The 16,431-nt window shown below is 62.8% G+C and carries 13 protein-coding genes; 4 read left to right on the top strand and 9 right to left on the bottom strand.

All coding sequences use genetic code 11. The features are described 5' to 3' along the window. Positions 1–3 precede the first annotated feature (3 nt). Complete coding sequence (ccoN, locus tag ACZ1G8_RS11080; protein ID WP_472679448.1) at positions 4–1,671, bottom strand: cytochrome-c oxidase, cbb3-type subunit I; 1,668 nt, start codon at positions 1,669–1,671, stop codon at positions 4–6. A gap of 77 nt (positions 1,672–1,748) precedes the next feature. Continuing rightward, positions 1,749–2,498, bottom strand: coding sequence for a helix-turn-helix domain-containing protein (locus ACZ1G8_RS11075; protein WP_472679447.1), 750 nt, complete (start codon positions 2,496–2,498; stop codon positions 1,749–1,751). 92 nt (positions 2,499–2,590) lie between these two features. On the opposite strand from ACZ1G8_RS11075, the gene ACZ1G8_RS11070 reads away from it, so the two are divergent. After that, a complete protein-coding gene (locus tag ACZ1G8_RS11070) occupies positions 2,591–3,259 on the top strand; it encodes an OmpW/AlkL family protein (RefSeq protein WP_472679446.1) in 669 nt (222 codons plus the stop codon). A 72-nt stretch (positions 3,260–3,331) separates the two neighbouring features. Here ACZ1G8_RS11070 and ACZ1G8_RS11065 read toward each other — a convergent pair whose 3' ends face one another. Then, positions 3,332–4,705, bottom strand: a complete 1,374-nt coding sequence (locus ACZ1G8_RS11065) for a DcaP family trimeric outer membrane transporter (RefSeq protein WP_472679445.1) — start codon at positions 4,703–4,705, stop codon at positions 3,332–3,334. A 159-nt stretch (positions 4,706–4,864) separates the two neighbouring features. Here ACZ1G8_RS11065 and acs point away from each other — a divergent pair, with 159 nt between their 5' ends. Next, positions 4,865–6,796 carry an acetate--CoA ligase gene (gene acs / locus ACZ1G8_RS11060; RefSeq protein ID WP_472679444.1) on the top strand — a complete coding sequence of 644 codons (1,932 nt, stop codon included), beginning with the start codon at positions 4,865–4,867 and terminating at the stop codon, positions 6,794–6,796. A gap of 5 nt (positions 6,797–6,801) precedes the next feature. Continuing rightward, positions 6,802–7,437, top strand: a complete 636-nt coding sequence (locus ACZ1G8_RS11055; RefSeq protein ID WP_472679443.1) for a response regulator transcription factor — start codon at positions 6,802–6,804, stop codon at positions 7,435–7,437. Here the strand turns inward: ACZ1G8_RS11055 and ACZ1G8_RS11050 are convergent. From ACZ1G8_RS11050 to ACZ1G8_RS11025, 6 genes are all read right to left on the bottom strand, one after another. Next, the gene (locus tag ACZ1G8_RS11050; protein WP_472679442.1) at positions 7,407–7,793 is read right to left on the bottom strand and encodes a response regulator; all 387 of its coding nucleotides are present in this window, start codon (positions 7,791–7,793) and stop codon (positions 7,407–7,409) included. The two genes, ACZ1G8_RS11055 and ACZ1G8_RS11050, sit on opposite strands and share 31 nt — an antisense overlap. A 54-nt stretch (positions 7,794–7,847) precedes the next feature. Further along, a complete protein-coding gene (locus tag ACZ1G8_RS11045) occupies positions 7,848–10,769 on the bottom strand; it encodes a PAS-domain containing protein (RefSeq protein WP_472679441.1) in 2,922 nt (973 codons plus the stop codon). 104 nt (positions 10,770–10,873) lie between these two features. Next, positions 10,874–12,649 carry a sodium:solute symporter family protein gene (locus ACZ1G8_RS11040; RefSeq protein WP_472679440.1) on the bottom strand — a complete coding sequence of 592 codons (1,776 nt, stop codon included), beginning with the start codon at positions 12,647–12,649 and terminating at the stop codon, positions 10,874–10,876. Between the two features lie 10 nt (positions 12,650–12,659). Next, positions 12,660–12,938: a DUF4212 domain-containing protein gene (locus ACZ1G8_RS11035; protein ID WP_472679439.1), complete on the bottom strand. Its 279-nt coding sequence runs from the start codon at positions 12,936–12,938 to the stop codon at positions 12,660–12,662. A 116-nt stretch (positions 12,939–13,054) separates the two neighbouring features. After that, the gene (locus ACZ1G8_RS11030; RefSeq protein WP_472679438.1) at positions 13,055–13,714 is read right to left on the bottom strand and encodes an exonuclease domain-containing protein; all 660 of its coding nucleotides are present in this window, start codon (positions 13,712–13,714) and stop codon (positions 13,055–13,057) included. A 4-nt stretch (positions 13,715–13,718) separates the two neighbouring features. Continuing rightward, a complete protein-coding gene (locus ACZ1G8_RS11025) occupies positions 13,719–15,587 on the bottom strand; it encodes a DUF294 nucleotidyltransferase-like domain-containing protein (RefSeq protein ID WP_472679437.1) in 1,869 nt (622 codons plus the stop codon). Positions 15,588–15,818: 231 nt separating this feature from the next. On the opposite strand from ACZ1G8_RS11025, the gene ACZ1G8_RS11020 reads away from it, so the two are divergent. Then, the gene (locus ACZ1G8_RS11020; RefSeq protein ID WP_472679436.1) at positions 15,819–16,418 is read left to right on the top strand and encodes an SDR family oxidoreductase; all 600 of its coding nucleotides are present in this window, start codon (positions 15,819–15,821) and stop codon (positions 16,416–16,418) included. Positions 16,419–16,431: the final 13 nt, after the last annotated feature.

Raw genomic sequence — 16,431 nt, 5'->3', positions numbered from 1 at the left:
CCCTTATTCGGCCGGAACGGCGGTGGGAGGAACGGGCCGGTCGGCCTCTTCGTCATGCGGGGTCTCGGTCATCGGCGCCTCGTCACGCAGGCGGCCGGCGAGCGTCTGCCACACGTTGTAGAGCATGATCAGGAAGCCCGAGAGGTAGAGCAGGCCGCCAAAGGCTCGCATCAGGTACATCGGCTGGAGCGCGGCGACCGTGTCGGCGAAACTGTTCACCAGGTAGCCGTCGGCACCATATTCGCGCCACATCAGGCCCTGGGTGATGCCTGCCACCCACATGCTGGCAGCGTAGAAGACGATGCCCAGCGTCGCGAGCCAGAAGTGCCAGTTGATCATGCGCAGCGAATAGAGGCGCTTGCGCTTCCAAAGGCGCGGCACGAGGTAGTAGACGCAGGCGAAGGTGATCATGCCGTTCCAGCCGAGCGCGCCCGAGTGCACGTGGCCGATCGTCCAATCGGTGTAGTGCGAGAGCGAGTTTACGGCCTTGATGCTCATCATCGGGCCTTCGAAAGTGCTCATGCCGTAGAAGGCGAGCGCCATGACCATCATGCGGATGATCGGGTCGGTTCGGACCTTGTCCCATGCGCCGTTGAGCGTCATCAGACCGTTGATCATGCCGCCCCAGCTGGGCATCCACAGGATGATCGAAAACACCATGCCGAGCGTCTGCGCCCAGTCGGGCAGCGCCGTGTAGTGGAGGTGGTGCGGCCCTGCCCAGATGTAGAGGAAGATCAGCGACCAGAAGTGGATGATCGACAGGCGGTAGGAATACACCGGGCGCTCTGCCTGCTTCGGCACGAAGTAGTACATCATCGCGAGGAAGCCCGCGGTCAGGAAAAAGCCGACCGCATTATGACCGTACCACCACTGGGTCAGCGCATCTTGCACACCGGCGAAGAGCGAATAGCTGCGCGCGCCGAGCAGGCTCACCGGCATTGCGAGGTTGTTGACCACGTGCAGCATGGCCACCGTCACGATGAAGGCGAGGAAGAACCAGTTCGCCACGTAAATATGCGGCTCCTTGCGGCGCATGATCGTGGCGACGAAGACGAGGAGGTAGCAGACCCAGACGATCGTCAGCCACAGGTCGACGTACCATTCCGGCTCCGCATATTCCTTCGACTGCGTGATACCGAGAAGGTAGCCTGTCGCGGCAAGGACGATGAACACCTGGTAGCCCCAGAACACGAAGCGGGCCATGCCGGGCAAGGCGAGGCGCGCGCGGCAGGTGCGCTGCACGACATAGAAGCTGGTCGCGATCAGCGCGTTGCCCCCGAAGGCGAAGATCACTGCACTCGTGTGGAGCGGGCGAACGCGCCCGAAGTTGAGATAGGGCTCGAAATTCAGTTCGGGAAATACGAGCTGCAGGGCGATGAAGAGACCGGCGAGGAAACCCGCAAGCCCCCAAAAAAGCGTTGCGAGGACCGCCCAGCGCACCGGGTCGTCATCATAGCGCGTCGCTTCCTGAGGTATCTTGAAGAAACCGCTCAACGATGCTGCGGGATCGAACCGGGCCACCGATACGATCAGTACGCCGAAGGCGATGATCGCGACGATCAGCGCGTGTGCGGCGAAACCGCTATCCTTTGCCCCCAGCATCGCGGCCATCGCGGCGAGCGCGACGAGAAACCACAGACCTGCCCTGCCCAGCGTCGTTTCAGCTTGCATTGAAATCTCCGTCGTTTGCCACTCGGTAGCGGCGCGCGCGCAAGCGCACTTTGATCCACGTCAAATTGGCGAAATTGTCAGGCGGCTTCGGTGAGGTAGCCCGCGCGCGCCTCGAGCGCCCGCAGATCGGGAATGCGCACGCCCGCCTTGCCGGTGGTTTCCAGCAGGCCGAGTTCGCGCAATACGCTGAATTGTCTGCTTACCGTTTCGATGGTCAGCCCGAGACTGTCAGCAATGTCCCTCCGCGACATCGGCAGGTCGATCGAGAGCGTCCCGTCGCGCATCGATCCAATGCGCACCGCCATCGCGACAAGGAAGCCCGCGAGCCGCTCTGTCGCAGTCTTCCGGCCGAGCGCGAGTGACTTCTCGCGGCTGCGCGACAATGAGCCACGAGCGCATTCGAGAAGACTGCGCAGGACTGCCGGATCGCTGCGCGCAAGTTCGGTGAAGTCGCGATAGTCGAATACTAGCAACTCGCTGGGGCGCACCGCCTCCAGCGTATAGGAGTGTTCGGCGCGTGCGGGCACGACCACCAGCTCGTCGGGGAAGTGGAATCCCACCACCTGATCGCGCCGGTCTGAAGCATGGGCGACGAGTTTTGTCGCGCCCGAGCAGACAAACACCAAGTGGTCGGCATGAAGGTCGAGCGCGAGTCCCTCTTCCCTGCCTACCGCAGCCGCTCGACCCAACGCCTGGAAGCGCAAGATTGCCGCATCGCTGAGATTGGCGGGCAGGTGCATCCGGGCAAAGCGCTCGAACTGTTCGGGAAAGGTCATCATGCGCGCTTCATGGCTCTCGCGAAGTTGCGGTGCATTGATTTCGATCAAGGACCTCGACTGGCCGAGCGGGCAGTTGGGCGGCGAGCACCGTAACAACCTGGGCTGCAAGGGGCAGCCGCTGCGGTGCCGGGATTGATACAATGAAAAACATGCTTGCACTTGGCGCTGCAGCCATTGCTGTCGGCGCCTTTCCGACCCAGGCCCTTGCCGAAGAAGGCGAGGTGCAGGTCAAGCTTCTGGCGACGGCCGTCCTGCCCGACGGCGAGATCGAGAGCGTGAACGTCGACATAGTCGGCCTGCCTGCCGGAACGCAGACGGAAGCCAACGACAACGTCGTGCCGACCATCGCCATCGAATACTTCTTCACCGACAACTTCTCGGTGGAGACGATCGCTGGTATCACGCAGCACGATGTCGACGGCGTTGCCGGCCTTCCCGGTGCCGAACTTGTCGCAGATGCGAAGATCGTGCCCGCGACAATCACCGCCAAGGCGCATTTCGACCTCGGCGGCGTGAAGCCCTATGTCGGTGCAGGCCCAACCTACTGGTTGATTTTCGACGAGCAGCCGGGCGCTGCCACGCTCCCGCTCGGCGTCACCGACTTTAATTTCGACAATGAGTTCGGCCTCGCCCTGCAGGCGGGTGTCGATGTCCCGCTCGGCGAGGACGGCTTCGGCCTGACGATCGATGCGAAACGCTATTTCATCGATCTCACCGCCCGGTGGTTTGCCGGCAACACGCTGGCCATCGAGACCGAACACAAGATCGATCCCTGGGTCCTGAGCGGCGGTATAAGCTACCGCTTCTGAACTCGGCGATCAAAAAGAGAACGCCGCGGAAGGTCCTCCCCTTCCGCGGCGCTTTCCTTGTCTCTCCAGCAATCAAAACGAATATTTGGTCGAGACCTGGACCTTCTGCAGGTTTCCGGTCTCGCCGTTCTCCAGCGTGCGTTCGGCGTACATGTACTCAAGGCCGATATCGATCGGGCGTGACGGCGAGTAGATGATGTTGGCCAGCACGTTCCAGCTCTCGTCGGTCACAGCGCCGCTTGTCAGAAGCACCGGGTTGTCCGCCTTGAAGTACGAGCCAGCCACGCTCGAACGAACCTTGTCTGACCATAGGTGGCGATAGGCAGCAAAACCCGAATAGGTGAAGATCGGATCGAGATCTCCGTTGGCGTCGAGCGCCGCGTCGTTGACGATGTTGAGACCAATGTAGCGGCCTAGACCGTCACCGACCGTGCCCATGAAGCGGAAATCGTCATTGTCGCCGAGCGCGATCTTGCCCGAAAGGCTGAAACCGTAGCCGACTGCACTGTCCTCGCCCGTGCCGAAGTCATCGTCGGTAATGCGCAGGTTGCGCAGGATGCCTGCAGCGGTGATCGAACCCCAGTCTCCGCCGAGATTGTAGCGGGCGACGAAGTCGGGGAGCGTGTCGTCACCGGCCAGCAGGCGGCCGCCCGCAGGCGTCGTCACCGTCGTTTCCGGCTGTTCGACAGCCAGCATCAGCCCGCCATTGGTATAGCGGACCATAGGCTGGCGTTCGAAGACCGTGCCGGGCGTCGTGCCGATGAAATCGAGGCTGTCGGGCAGCGCGCCGACGTTCTGGAAGGTCGACCACGTCTGGCCGAACAGCCAGTTGTCATAGGTAATGAAAGCCTGGCGCAGGCGCGGCTGGTAGCTGTTCGATATGCGCTCGTCGCCGCCCGGCGTGACCATGAAGTCGAGCTCGATTTGCGAGTTCAGCGTATGTTCGGCGCCGACGTCGGTCGATGTCTTGAAGATGAAGCGCGACTGGCGGGCACTGAAATCGGTGTCCCACCCCGATGCTTCCCCGCCGACCGGAATGGCACCCGGAATAAGGAAGTCGCGCACGATGCTGCCGGTCCCGACCTGACCGCCGCTGGTACGCTGGGAGATCGCATCGAGCTTTACGTAACCGGCATAGGAAACGGTGGTGTCCCCGACCCGGAAGCCCTTGTCTTCCTGCTTCTTGGGCTCATCGATCTGTGCGGCAAGCTCTTCTTGGCGGGCCTGCATCGCACGTGTTTCGGCAAGTGCCGCCTCCGCTGCTGCAGTGTTCTTTGCTTGGTTGGCCTCCATCTGGCCTTCCTGCGCATCGAGCCGTTCGATGAGGCCCATTACCAGCGTCTCGAGCCGGTCTAGCCGTGCCTCGAGTTCCGCGTCCTGCGCCGCGGCGGGCGTCGCCGCGAGGCAGGTCCCTGCCAGAAGCGCCACGCGAAATCCCGTCCTCATCCTTCTGCCAAGCATGTCCAATCTCCCTCGTCTGTTATCGAGACGGACAATGCGCCCACATCATAGGAGCGATAAATCGGCAGATAGTCGTAAGACCTTGGTCTGACAGCGCCGACCCTTGCCCTGCTGCTATTCCGAGTCGGGAAAGGGAGACCGACCATGCTCAATGCAGTTCACCGGATCAGCGACGCCAACGAAACCCACTGCACGCCGGAACAGTATGACGACCTGTACCGCCGTTCGGTCGAGGACAGCGATGGTTTCTGGCTCGAGCAAGCCAAGCGACTGGACTGGACGAGCGCGCCGACCAAGGCCGGCGATTGGTCCTTTGACCCGGTCGAGATCAACTGGTTCGCCGACGGTACTCTCAACCTGTGCCACAATGCGGTCGACCGTCATCTGGCACAGCGCGGCAACGAAACCGCACTGATTTTCGAGCCTGACGATCCGAAAAGCCCCGGGCGCACTCTCACCTATCGCCAGCTTCATGCCGAGGTCGTGGCCATGGCCAATGCACTGAAGGCCTTGGGCGTTACCAAGGGCGAGCGGGTGACGATCTACATGCCCATGGTCGTACAGGGCGTCACCGCGATGCTCGCCTGTGCAAGGCTGGGCGCGATCCACTCGGTCGTGTTCGGCGGGTTCTCGCCCGAAGCGCTTGCAGGACGCATTGAGGGTTGCGGCAGCCGTTTCGTGATCACGGCCGACGAAGGCCTGCGTGGAAGCAAGCGTGTGCCGCTCAAGGCCAATGTCGACGCCGCTCTCGACCAGCTGGGCGGGGATTCGGGCGTCAAAGGCGTCCTCGTCGTGAGCCATACCGGCGGAGACATCGCCATGACCGCGGGCCGTGACCATTGGTACCACAAGCTTGCCAACGATGCCGATTGCCCGTGCGAGGAAATGAACGCGGAGGACCCGCTGTTTATCCTCTACACCTCTGGCTCGACCGGAAAGCCCAAGGGCGTGGTTCACACGACCGGTGGCTACGCCGTCTGGACCGCCACGACGTTCAACTATGTGTTCGACTACCAGCCGGGCGAAGTGTTCTGGTGCACAGCCGATATCGGATGGATCACCGGCCACAGCTATATCGCCTACGGTCCGCTGCTGAACGGCGCCACGCAGGTCATCTTCGAGGGCGTGCCGAGCTATCCCGACCACAGCCGTTTCTGGGAGGTTGTTGAGAAGCACGAGGTCAACATCCTCTACACAGCGCCCACGGCGATCCGCGCGCTGATGCGCGAGGGCGACGACTTTGTGACCAGGCACGACCGGTCCTCGCTCCGGCTGCTCGGCACAGTTGGCGAACCGATCAATCCGGAAGCCTGGCGCTGGTATTTCGAAACCGTCGGCGAGAAGCGCTGCCCGATCGTCGATACCTGGTGGCAGACCGAGACCGGAGGGGTGATGATCACCACGTTACCTTCGGCACATGACATGAAGCCGGGTAGCGCGGGGCTCCCCTTCTTCGGGATCCAGCCGCAGTTGGTCGACAATGAGGGCGCGGTTCTCGATGGCGCGACCGAGGGTAACCTTTGCATCACGCATAGTTGGCCGGGACAGGCGCGTACGGTCTACGGCGATCACGAGCGCTTCGTGCAGACCTATTTCAGCACCTACGAGGGCAAGTATTTCACCGGAGACGGCTGCCGCCGCGACGAGGACGGCTACTACTGGATCACCGGCCGCGTCGACGACGTGATCAATGTCTCGGGCCACCGGATGGGCACTGCCGAGGTCGAGAGCGCGCTGGTGAGCCACGCGAAGGTCGCCGAGTCCGCGGTCGTCGGATATCCGCACGATATTAAGGGACAAGGCATCTACTGCTATGTCACCTTGAACGCCGGCGAAGAGGGATCGGACGAGCTCTATGCCGAGCTGCGCGGCCACGTCCGCAAGGAGATCGGCCCGATCGCCTCGCCCGACCACATCCAGTTCACCGACGGCCTGCCCAAGACGCGGAGCGGCAAGATCATGCGCCGGATGCTGCGCAAGATTGCGGAAAACGATTATGGCTCGCTGGGCGATACATCCACACTGGCGGACCCAAGCCTGGTTGATCGGTTGATCGTAGGACGGCAAAACCGCTGAGCATCATGGCCCAGCGCATCATCATCGCCGACGACCACCCGCTGTTCCGCACGGCACTCAGCCATGCGGTGGCCAAGGTCTGGCCCGATGCGGAGATCGTCGAAGCGTCGAGCGCGGGAGAAGCACGCCGCGAGGTCGAGCTGGGGGCGGAAGCCTTGCTGCTCGATCTTCACATGGAGGATTCGAACGGTCTCTCCGCGCTGATGGACTTCCGCCAGGATCACCCCGCCCTGCCGGTGATCATCGTGTCGGCAAGCGAGGAACCGCGGGTATATGCCGCGGCCAACCAGCTTGGCGCTGCGGCATTCATCCCGAAATCCGCCAGCCTCGAGGAAATGCGCGAGGCGCTTTCCTGCGTTCGCGAGGGCGACAGCTGGTTTCCCGACAGCGAAGACGAGTCCGATGACGATCTCGCCCGCATCGCATCACTCACCCCGGCGCAGCGTCGCATCCTCGGCCAGCTCAACGAAGGACTGCTGAACAAGCAGATCGCCTATGAGCTCGATATCAGCGAAGCGACTGTGAAAGCCCACATTACGGCGATTTTCCGCAAGCTGGGCGTGGTCAATCGCACACAAGCCGTCCTGCTGGCTGGCAAGCTGATCGTCGATCAGGACACGGCTGACCCGGCCGAGGCCTGACCTTCCGCCGAACCGCGTGCTATGCAATCGGAGATGAGGGCCCTTAGCGCTGCTGGCGACGACGGCTTGAGCAAGCGGTTTGCACCCATCCGCCTTGCTGCAGCCTCGGTTTCATCTCCCGCCTCAGCGGTAAGGAGAATGGCCGGAGGTTCAGACTGCCATTCTTTCGTCAGCGCATCATAGACCCCGTCGCCGCGCTCGTCGTCGTCCAGACGGAAATCCATGATGACTACGTCGGGTGTTGTCGGGCATGCGGCCCGCGCCTCGGCAAGGCTGCTGGCACAAACGACCTTGAGACCCCATTTCGAAAGCACTGCCGATGTCGCGCTGAGGGCTGCAGGGTCGTTGTCGACCACCAGTACCCTCGCATCCGCGATCGCGGAGGCTCGCCGCTTCGGTTTGGCCTTCGGTCAGATCTGCCAGCGCAGGACGGGCAAGCTCGCCGAAAAGCGGCTTCCCTTGCCGATAGCCGACCGAGTCACGATTTCGATGTCGAGCAGCGCCGAGATCCTGCGCACGATCGCAAGCCCCAGACCGAGACCCTCCCGATTGCCCGTTGCGCCGCGCTGGAATTCGCCGAACAAACGCTCGACGTCCTTTTCGGCGATACCCGGACCGGTATCGTATACGCATAGGTGGATATCCTCGCCGTCCCTGCGCACGCCGAGCAGGACCCCGCCCTCATCTGTGTAGCGCACGGCGTTGCTCACGAGGTTGCGCGTAATGCTCGCCAAGAGGGCGCGGTCAGTAAGCAGCCATGCGCTGGTCCGCACACAGCGGAATCGGAGGCCCTTTTCCTCCGCCTGCACGCCAAATTCGCGCTCGATCTCGCGGAAGATCTCCTCGAGGGCGACAGGTTCAAGCTTCGGCTCGATCCCGCCACCGTCGAGCTTAGAGATATCGAGCAACGCTCGGATCAGGCGGTCGGCAGAGGAAATCGAACCGTCGAGGTCCCTGACGAGGCGCTCGAGCTGGTCGCGGCCGCGCACCTCTTCGCCGAGGGCCGAAGCGAACAGCCTGGCCGCATTGAGCGGCTGGATCAGGTCATGGCTGGCTGCCGCAAGGAAGCGCGTCTTGGACTGGGTCGCAGCTTCGAGCTTCTCGTTGGCTTCGCTGAGCTGGTGCGTGCGCTCCGCGACCTTCTGCTCGAGCGCCTGCTCGGCCCGGCGCTCTGCGGTCACATCGCTGTAGCTGGTCACATAGCCGCCGCCCGGCGCCGGATTGCCGACGATCAGCATGATGCGCCCGTCAGGCTGCTCACGTTCCATACGGTGAGTCCTGCCCGCGCGCATGTGGTCGAGGCGGCGCGCGATCTGGCGCTCGATCTCGTCCTCGTCCGTGCCGCCAAGCTTGAGATTGAATCGGATGAGTTCGGCGATCGGCGTTCCCACGCTGGCCAGCTCGTCGGGTAATCCGAACATTTCCTGGTAGCGGCTGTTCCACGCCACGAGGTTCATGTCCGCATCCACCAGCGCGACGCCCTGGTCGATGTTTTCGATCGCGAGCTGGAGCAGGTCGCCGCTGAAGGTGAGGCGCCGGCTGGTCTCGTCGAACATGGCGACGACCTTCTCCAGCGGAACCGGGTCCCCCTGTGACCAGCTCGCCATCAACATCCGGGCGGAAGGCGTTCCAACGACCCCAGCAATAGTGCGCTCGGCAAGTGCCATCACTTCCTGATCGGCAGGCGAGTCGTCACGATAGGCGTCCCCGAGGGTTTCGAGCGCTCGTTTCTGGCCGACGAATTGCGCGAGCAGGAGGCGGATGTCGCCGACGCGTTTGCTGGTTGCGAAAGCCGGGCGCGTTCCCGGGGGTGTCATGCCCACGAATGCCGCAGCCTGCGCGGCATCCACCAGCGTTTCCCGCCCCAAAGCGGAACCAGCCCAATAGGCAGCGACATTGGCGCCGAGACTGAGGAGCACGCCCGACACCAGTATGTCGGGATGGATCGCAAGCGGTGGGGCCTGTCCGGTCGCCGAGGGAAGGATGAGCAGCGTCAGCCAGCACACAAAGCCCGCGATCAGGCCGCAGACCATGCCCACCTTGTTGCCGTGGCGGCTGATCATGCCCAGCACCAGCCCGGGCGCGAACTGCGCCATCGCCGCAAAGGCCAGCGTCCCGAGGCCTGCAAGGTCCGCGGCAGCACCGAAGCCCAGGTAGAACAGGTAGGCGAAGAACAGCAGCGCTGCGATCACGAGGCGCCGCACCATGAGGAGTCGGGTCGCAAGCCGGGTCCGGTCCCCTCGCCCGCGCAGCTCGCGCCGGAAGACAAGCGGCGACACGAGATCGTTCGTAATCATGGTCGAGAGCGCGACACTGGCGACCACGATCATGCCGGTCGAAGCCGCGAAACCGCCGATGAAGACGAACAGCGCAAGAGCCTCGTTCCCGCTGGCTAGCGGCAGGGCCATCACGATCATGTCCGACGGCGTCGAGGCTGGCAGGAAGGCCAGTCCTGCCATCACGATCGGGACGATTACGAGGGAGGTCAGCAGGAGGTAACCGGGGAACAGCCACTGCATCGTGCCGCTAGCCCCTTCGGTCTGCGCCTCGACGAAGGTCATGTGGAACTGCCGCGGAAGGCATAGCGCGGCACAGGCTGCGATTAGCGTCAGTATGGCGAAGCGCGCATCGATCTGCGCCGCAGAAAAGGGTGAGGCCTCGGCTATCGTGGTGCTTTCGGCGGCAAAGATGAGCACGAGGGCAAAGGCTGCCACAGCCAGCAGCGCGAGGAGCTTCACGACCGATTCCACCGCGATCGTGAGAACCAGCCCCGCATTGTCGCCGGCGCTGTCACCCCGGCGCGAACCGAACAGGATCGCGAACAATGCCATGCTGCCTGCCACGAGCAGGACCAGCTCATCTGCCGAAACGCTGGATTGCAGGTCGGGATCTAGGGCAAGCAGCGTTGCGCCGACCGATTGAAGTTGCAGCGCCATGTAGGGCAGCGAGCCGATGGTGGCGATAATCGTCACCAGCGATGCGACCAGGGCGCTCTTGCCGTAGCGGGCCGAAAGGAAGTCGGCGATCGAAGTGGAATGCTGCGCCTTCGCCTGCGCAAGGATGCGCCGCACCAGTCCGTAGCCGACGGTGAAGACGAGGATCGGTCCAAGGTAGATGGGCAGGTAGTGCCAGCCCGCACTTGCCGCCGATCCTACCCCGCCGAAGAAGGTCCAGCTGGTGCAGTAGACCGCGAGGCTGAGGCCGTAGATCCAGTCGCGCCTGCGCCGGGAAAGCGCCTGCCCCGAATAGACGAGCCGGTCCTGCCGCGCCGCAAGCCAGAAAAGCAGCGCGAGATAAAGCGTAGCCGTAAGGATTGCTGCGCCAAACAGCATCTCATCCTCCCTCCGCTTGCCAGCCTAACCCAAGCCTGCGGACTTGCAAAGAAAAGGGCGACACCGCGCGGTGCCGCCCTTCTCCTGCGAGAGCCACGAAGGGCTTAGTGTGCGTGGGCATCCCCGGCACCGCGCGGTACGCGGATCGAGTCCACCAGCTTCTTGATCTCGACCGGCGGGCTGGCCGTCATCTTCGAGACCGCGATGGCGATGGCGAAGTTCAGCACCATGCCGACCACGCCGATGCCTTCGGGAGAGATACCGAAGAGCCAGTTCTCTGCCACGTTCGCTTCCGAGTTCATCAGCTTGAAGTAGAAGATGTAGCTGAAGGTGAAAGCGAGGCCCGAGACCATGCCGGCGATTGCCCCCTCCTTGTTCATCGACTTCGAGAAGATGCCCATGAAGATGGCCGGGAACAGGCTGGCAGCGGCAAGGCCGAAGGCGAAGGCAACCACCTGTGCCACCCATCCTGGCGGATAGATGCCGAGGTAACCTGCCACCACGATCGCCGCAGTTGCCGCGATGCGTGCTGCCATCAACTCGCCCTTCTCCGATATGTTAGGCTTGAAGGTCGATTTAAGCAGGTCGTGGCTGACTGAGCTGGAGATGACCAGCAACAGTCCCGCCGCCGTCGACAAGGCTGCGGCCAGGCCACCGGCTGCCACCAGCGCGATCACCCATCCCGGCAGATTGCCGATTTCGGGGTTGGCGAGGACCATGATGTCGCGGTCGACATAGACCTCGTTCTCGCTGTCGGCGACCGGCGTGTTGGTCACAACGCGTTCGCCAGAGGCGCCCGCGCCTTCACCGAATACCGGCGCGCCTTCGAAGGCATTGCCGCTGCGGTACTGCATGACACCGTCGCCGTTCTTGTCCTGGAAGGCGATGAGATCGTTGCGCTCCCAGTTCTTGAACCACTCAGGGGCCTGCGAATATTCGGTCTCGTTCACCGTATCGATGAAGTTGATCCGGGCGAAGGCACCGACCGCGGGTGCAGTCGTGTAGAGCAGCGCGATGAACACCAGCGCCCAGCCAGCCGACTTGCGGGCATCGGACGCCTTGGGAACGGTGAAGAAGCGCACGATCACATGCGGGAGACCCGCCGTGCCCACCATCAGCGCAAGCGTGATGCAGAACACGTCGATCATACTCTTCGACCCGTCGGTATACTCCCCGAAGCCCAAATCGCTCAGCACGAGATTGAGTTTCTGCAGGACGTAAAGTCCCGACCCGTCGTTCACCGTCGAGCCCAGGCCGATCTGCGGGATCGGGTTGCCCGTGATCATGAAGCTCAGGAAGAATGCCGGGACCATGTAGGCGAAGATCAGCACGCAATACTGCGCGACCTGCGTATAGGTGATGCCCTTCATCCCGCCGAGCACGGCGTAGACGAAGACGATGCCCATGCCGATGATGACGCCCCAGAAGATCTGCACGTCGAGGAAGCGCGAGAACACGATCCCCACGCCGCGCATCTGACCTGCGATATAGGTGAAGCTGATGAAGATCAGGCAGATCACCGCCACCACGCGCGCGGTCTTGGAATAGTACCGCGTGCCGATGAAATCGGGCACGGTGAACTGGCCGAACTTGCGCAGGTATGGCGCAAGCAGGAGTGCAAGCAACACATAGCCGCCGGTCCAGCCCATCAGGTAGACGCTCGCATCATAGCCGAGGAAGGCGATGAGGCCGGCCATCGAGATGAAGCTTGCCGCGCTCATCCAATCGGCGGCGGTTGCCATGCCGTTCACGACCGGGTTCACCCCGCCGCCGGCAACGTAGAATTCCTTCGTCGAACCGGCACGCGACCAGATCGCGATACCGATATACAGCGCGAAGCTGAGGCCGACGAAAATATAGATCAGGGTCTGTGTGTCCATGATCGCCTCCTCAGTCGTCGAGATCGTACTTGCGCTCGAGCGCCTTCATACGGACGACGTAGAAGACGATGAGTGCGATGAAGATGTAGATGGAGCCCTGCTGGGCGAACCAGAAGCCGAGCGGGTATCCGCCGAGCATGAACTGGTCGAGGAAGTCGCGGAACAGGATTCCGGCCCCGAAGGAACAGGCGAACCAGATCGCCATAAGTGAGACCAGCAAGCGGATATTGTCGCGCCAGTAGGCGCCCTCCGCTTCGCTGGTGGTGTGGGTCTCTGTCTCGTCGGCCATGGCCTCCCCCTTTCTTCCTCTACGGTCTGCAAAGCGCCCATGGATTCGGGAGCTTTGCCGGGAAGGCTATGTTGGGGAAGGCCGCCGGGCGAGCGCGACATAAGTCTAATGCGATCTCAGCACTCCAGCGAGCCAAGGCGGATTTCGCGTCCCATTCGCGTCAATTGCGCGAGGAAAAGCTCGGCCGACGCCAGTGCATCTGCGAGCGCATCATGCTGGGAATGCGCGGGAAGGTTGTAGCGCGCCCGGGATGCTTCCAGCCGGTAGGCTTCCGTCCCGACGAGCCCCGGACTGAGCTTGCGCTCCAGCTCCAGCGTGCAGATGGCCCTGACCGGAGGGGCAATGCCGAAGCGCTGTGCGACCAGCCGCTCGACAACGCCGCGTTCAATCGACGCCCCGTGCGCCACGACGATCCTTGCCGTCAGCGCTGCGAGCAGCTCGTCGGTCACCTTGTGGCGATGTTCGCCTTCCCTTGCCCTCGTCTCGCCGATGCCGTGGACCGCGACCGCATCATCGTCGAGCCTGGCCTTGCTCCTGATATCGCGGCTGCGCGCCTGCGACAGGTCTACCCCCAACAGGTCGAAGGGTAGCCACCCTGCCTGCAGGACATGCGCGTCTTTGCCGAGGCCGTCGAGTTCGAAGTCGAGCGCAAGGAGCGGGACACGCGTGATCGGCGCGCTCGCAGCCGGCCATTCGGCTTCGGCATAGCCGCGCAGCAGCGCATGTTCCGATCGCGCACACTCCTTCAGGCGCCGGGCAAAGCGCCACCTGCGCAAGGCCTCAAGCAATGCCGCCCGCCAGATTGCGCTTGAGCGAGTCCAGACCGCTGCCGATCACCTTGAAGGCATCCTTGAGGTATTCCCTCTCGAGCGAGCTCAGCTTGCGCGGGTTGATCAGGTTGTCCGGCGCGGTATCGGTGCGGACCTGCTCCGCCTGGTGCGTGATCCTCAGCTCATTGACGAGCAGGAAGGCGTCCTTGAGGCTTTCAGCATCGCCCGGAGACATTTGGCCCGAGGCTGCGAGCGCCTCCAGACGTTCCAACGTTCCCGTTTCCGAAAGACCCTCGGACAGCGCCAAGGTACGCGCTATGTCGATCACGGGCATAATCGCTTGCGCCTTGGCGTCGAAAACCTTCTGTCCGTCTTCCGATTTCTCGAGAACGAGGTTCCGGAAGATCCCGAGAGGTATCTTGCTGCGCTGGGCGTCACGCGCGAGGAAGCTCACGAATAGCGGGGATTGGCTCACGAGGCCGACGACGTCATCGTGCAGCCGTCCGGCGAGGCCCACATCCCCGTGAACCGCACGCATGTCGAAATAGATCGTGGCACGCAGAATGGAATCCTCGTCGGGATCGGCGATCCAGCGAGCATAGCGATCCTTCCACTCGCTCACAGTGAGACGCTGGTCGGGGTTCTTCGCCATGATCCCGCCCTTGCAATAGACGAAGCCGCTTTCGTCCAGCAGGTCCGAGATGCGCTCGCCCAGCGCCGCAAAATACGCCCTTCCCTTTTCATCGACGCGGTCGTCCATGATGACGCCATTGTCTTGGTCCGACCCGACCAGCTGCTCGCCGCGGGCCAGCGAACCGAATGCCAGCAGGGCGTAGGGGACGGGAGGCGGTCCGAGCTCCGCCTCTGCCAATTGAGCGGCCTTGCGATGCACCGCTTCGCCAAGCGCCGACGTGAACCGCATGATGTGCTCGGCGTGAAAGCCTCCCGCCTCCATGCGCGCAAAACTTTCCGGGATCTGCGCGGACGCTGCGACAAGAGCAGCGGCTCCTGCGGCCTTCGCAATCAGCATGCCCGTATCGATCGCGCTGTCGCCGAGAAAGGCGAGGATATCGGTCGCGCTCAGGACTGCGAGGAGTTCGCCAGTATCGCCGAGAATGGGAATATGACGGAAGCCGCCGGCGGCCATCAGCGCCATCGCCTCGGCCGCGCTCGCATCGCGAGGCAGCGTCTGCGGCGATGCGGTCATCACTTCGCGCACCGGATTGTCGAGCGGGAAACGTGCTGCAACGACCCGGCGTCGTAGGTCCTTGTCGGTGAATATGCCGAGCAAGCGTCCCTCCTCGCATATCGCGAGGGTGCTGACGTCGCGTTCGCTCATCAGGGCTGCAGCGTCGCAAACAGGCATGTCGGGCGGGCAGGAGACCGGATCGCTGTGCACGATCAGCTGCTCGATCGTGGCGTGTTCGAGCGAACTCGATCGTTTCTGCCTCAAGTCGCGGACGGCGGCGCGAATACGCTCGGTCTCGCTCTCGTTGAAATACTCGCGCAGGCCGTCGCTTTCCTCGCGGAGGCGATGGAATTCCGCGGCTGGAAGGCAATAGACGAGCGTGTCTTCCAGCGCCTTGGTGGCATTCCGCACCTCTCCACCCCGCAGCAGCGAAGGATAGGCGAAACATCCGCCCTGCCCCAGTCGCATGGTAAGATCCTCGCCCGCAAGACGAAGCTCGACCGCACCGCTGCGGATGATGAAAAGCTGTTCGTTGTGCGATCCGGCCTCGAGGATGGTTTCGCCCGATCGGAAATAGCGCACTACGATACGCCTCGCGATGCGCGACCGCTGGTCCTCGCTCAACCGGTCGAAGGGCGGAGCATCGCCCAGGAAAGAACGGACCTCGCTCAATTCGCTGGCCATTGTCATGCCATAGCAGAGATGCGGGCCAAGCGCTGCCCGACTTTGGTCGAAGGTGCTCTGTAATCGCAATGCCAGCCTACTAGGAGAGCGGAGGGCCATCGGTGACAGGACTGGAGCCCGGCTATCGGAGGCAGCGTGCTGCTCGCACGACGAGCAGCGGCACCAAGCGCCTTTTCCTACGTTGATTTGCCAAGACCGCATGCGGTTGAACAGAAGATCAAACCTTTGGGAAACGACATGAAAATCCTCATCGCCGGAGCTACCGGCAACACCGGCCAGCGCCTCACGCAAATACTCGCGGAGAGCGACCATGAGCCCATAGCGATGCATCGCGCCTCGTCGGATATCTCCACTCTTCCTGCGGGGGTACTAACCCGCGAGGCCGACCTTACCGACCTCGACGATGGTATTTGCGACGGGTGTGATGCGGTCGTGTTCGCAGCAGGTTCTGGCGGAGATACGAGCGAAGAGATGACCGAGAAAGTCGATCGTGACGGTGCCATGAGCTTTATCGATCATGCCAAGGCGGCAGGAGTGGATCACTTTGTCATGCTGAGCTCGGTCGGGGCCGGCGATCCTGACGAATCCTCCGAGCTCCACCATTACCTCGTGGCGAAACACGAGGCCGACGAGCACCTCAAGGGTTCGGGCCTTTCCTACACCATCGTACGGCCTGTCGCGCTGACCGATGACGATGGCAGCCGGAACATCCGTTTGGGAGACGAGGTCGATCCGGGCGGCAAGGCGGCGCGCGGCGATGTAGCCGCGGTACTCGCACGGGCAGTTACGGATGAGACTTTGGCCGGAAAGACGTTCCTGATGGAGAGCCAGCTTTAGGCACTGACGGGTC

The organism is Qipengyuania sp. BR81-2 (genome assembly GCF_055693895.1).
This window is presented reverse-complemented; position numbering and strand designations above follow the sequence as displayed.

What these genes read in the sequence shown, in the direction of transcription:
- ccoN (WP_472679448.1), bottom strand. Translation starts at nt 1,671, where the DNA reads ATGCAAGCTGAAACGACGCTGGGCAGGGCAGGTCTGTGGTTTCTCGTC.
- ACZ1G8_RS11070 (WP_472679446.1), top strand. Translation starts at nt 2,591, where the DNA reads ATGAAAAACATGCTTGCACTTGGCGCTGCAGCCATTGCTGTCGGCGCC.
- ACZ1G8_RS11065 (WP_472679445.1), bottom strand. Translation starts at nt 4,705, where the DNA reads ATGAGGACGGGATTTCGCGTGGCGCTTCTGGCAGGGACCTGCCTCGCG.
- acs (WP_472679444.1), top strand. Translation starts at nt 4,865, where the DNA reads ATGCTCAATGCAGTTCACCGGATCAGCGACGCCAACGAAACCCACTGC.
- ACZ1G8_RS11055 (WP_472679443.1), top strand. Translation starts at nt 6,802, where the DNA reads ATGGCCCAGCGCATCATCATCGCCGACGACCACCCGCTGTTCCGCACG.
- ACZ1G8_RS11045 (WP_472679441.1), bottom strand. Translation starts at nt 10,769, where the DNA reads ATGCTGTTTGGCGCAGCAATCCTTACGGCTACGCTTTATCTCGCGCTG.
- ACZ1G8_RS11040 (WP_472679440.1), bottom strand. Translation starts at nt 12,649, where the DNA reads ATGGACACACAGACCCTGATCTATATTTTCGTCGGCCTCAGCTTCGCG.
- ACZ1G8_RS11035 (WP_472679439.1), bottom strand. Translation starts at nt 12,938, where the DNA reads ATGGCCGACGAGACAGAGACCCACACCACCAGCGAAGCGGAGGGCGCC.
- ACZ1G8_RS11025 (WP_472679437.1), bottom strand. Translation starts at nt 15,587, where the DNA reads ATGACAATGGCCAGCGAATTGAGCGAGGTCCGTTCTTTCCTGGGCGAT.
- ACZ1G8_RS11020 (WP_472679436.1), top strand. Translation starts at nt 15,819, where the DNA reads ATGAAAATCCTCATCGCCGGAGCTACCGGCAACACCGGCCAGCGCCTC.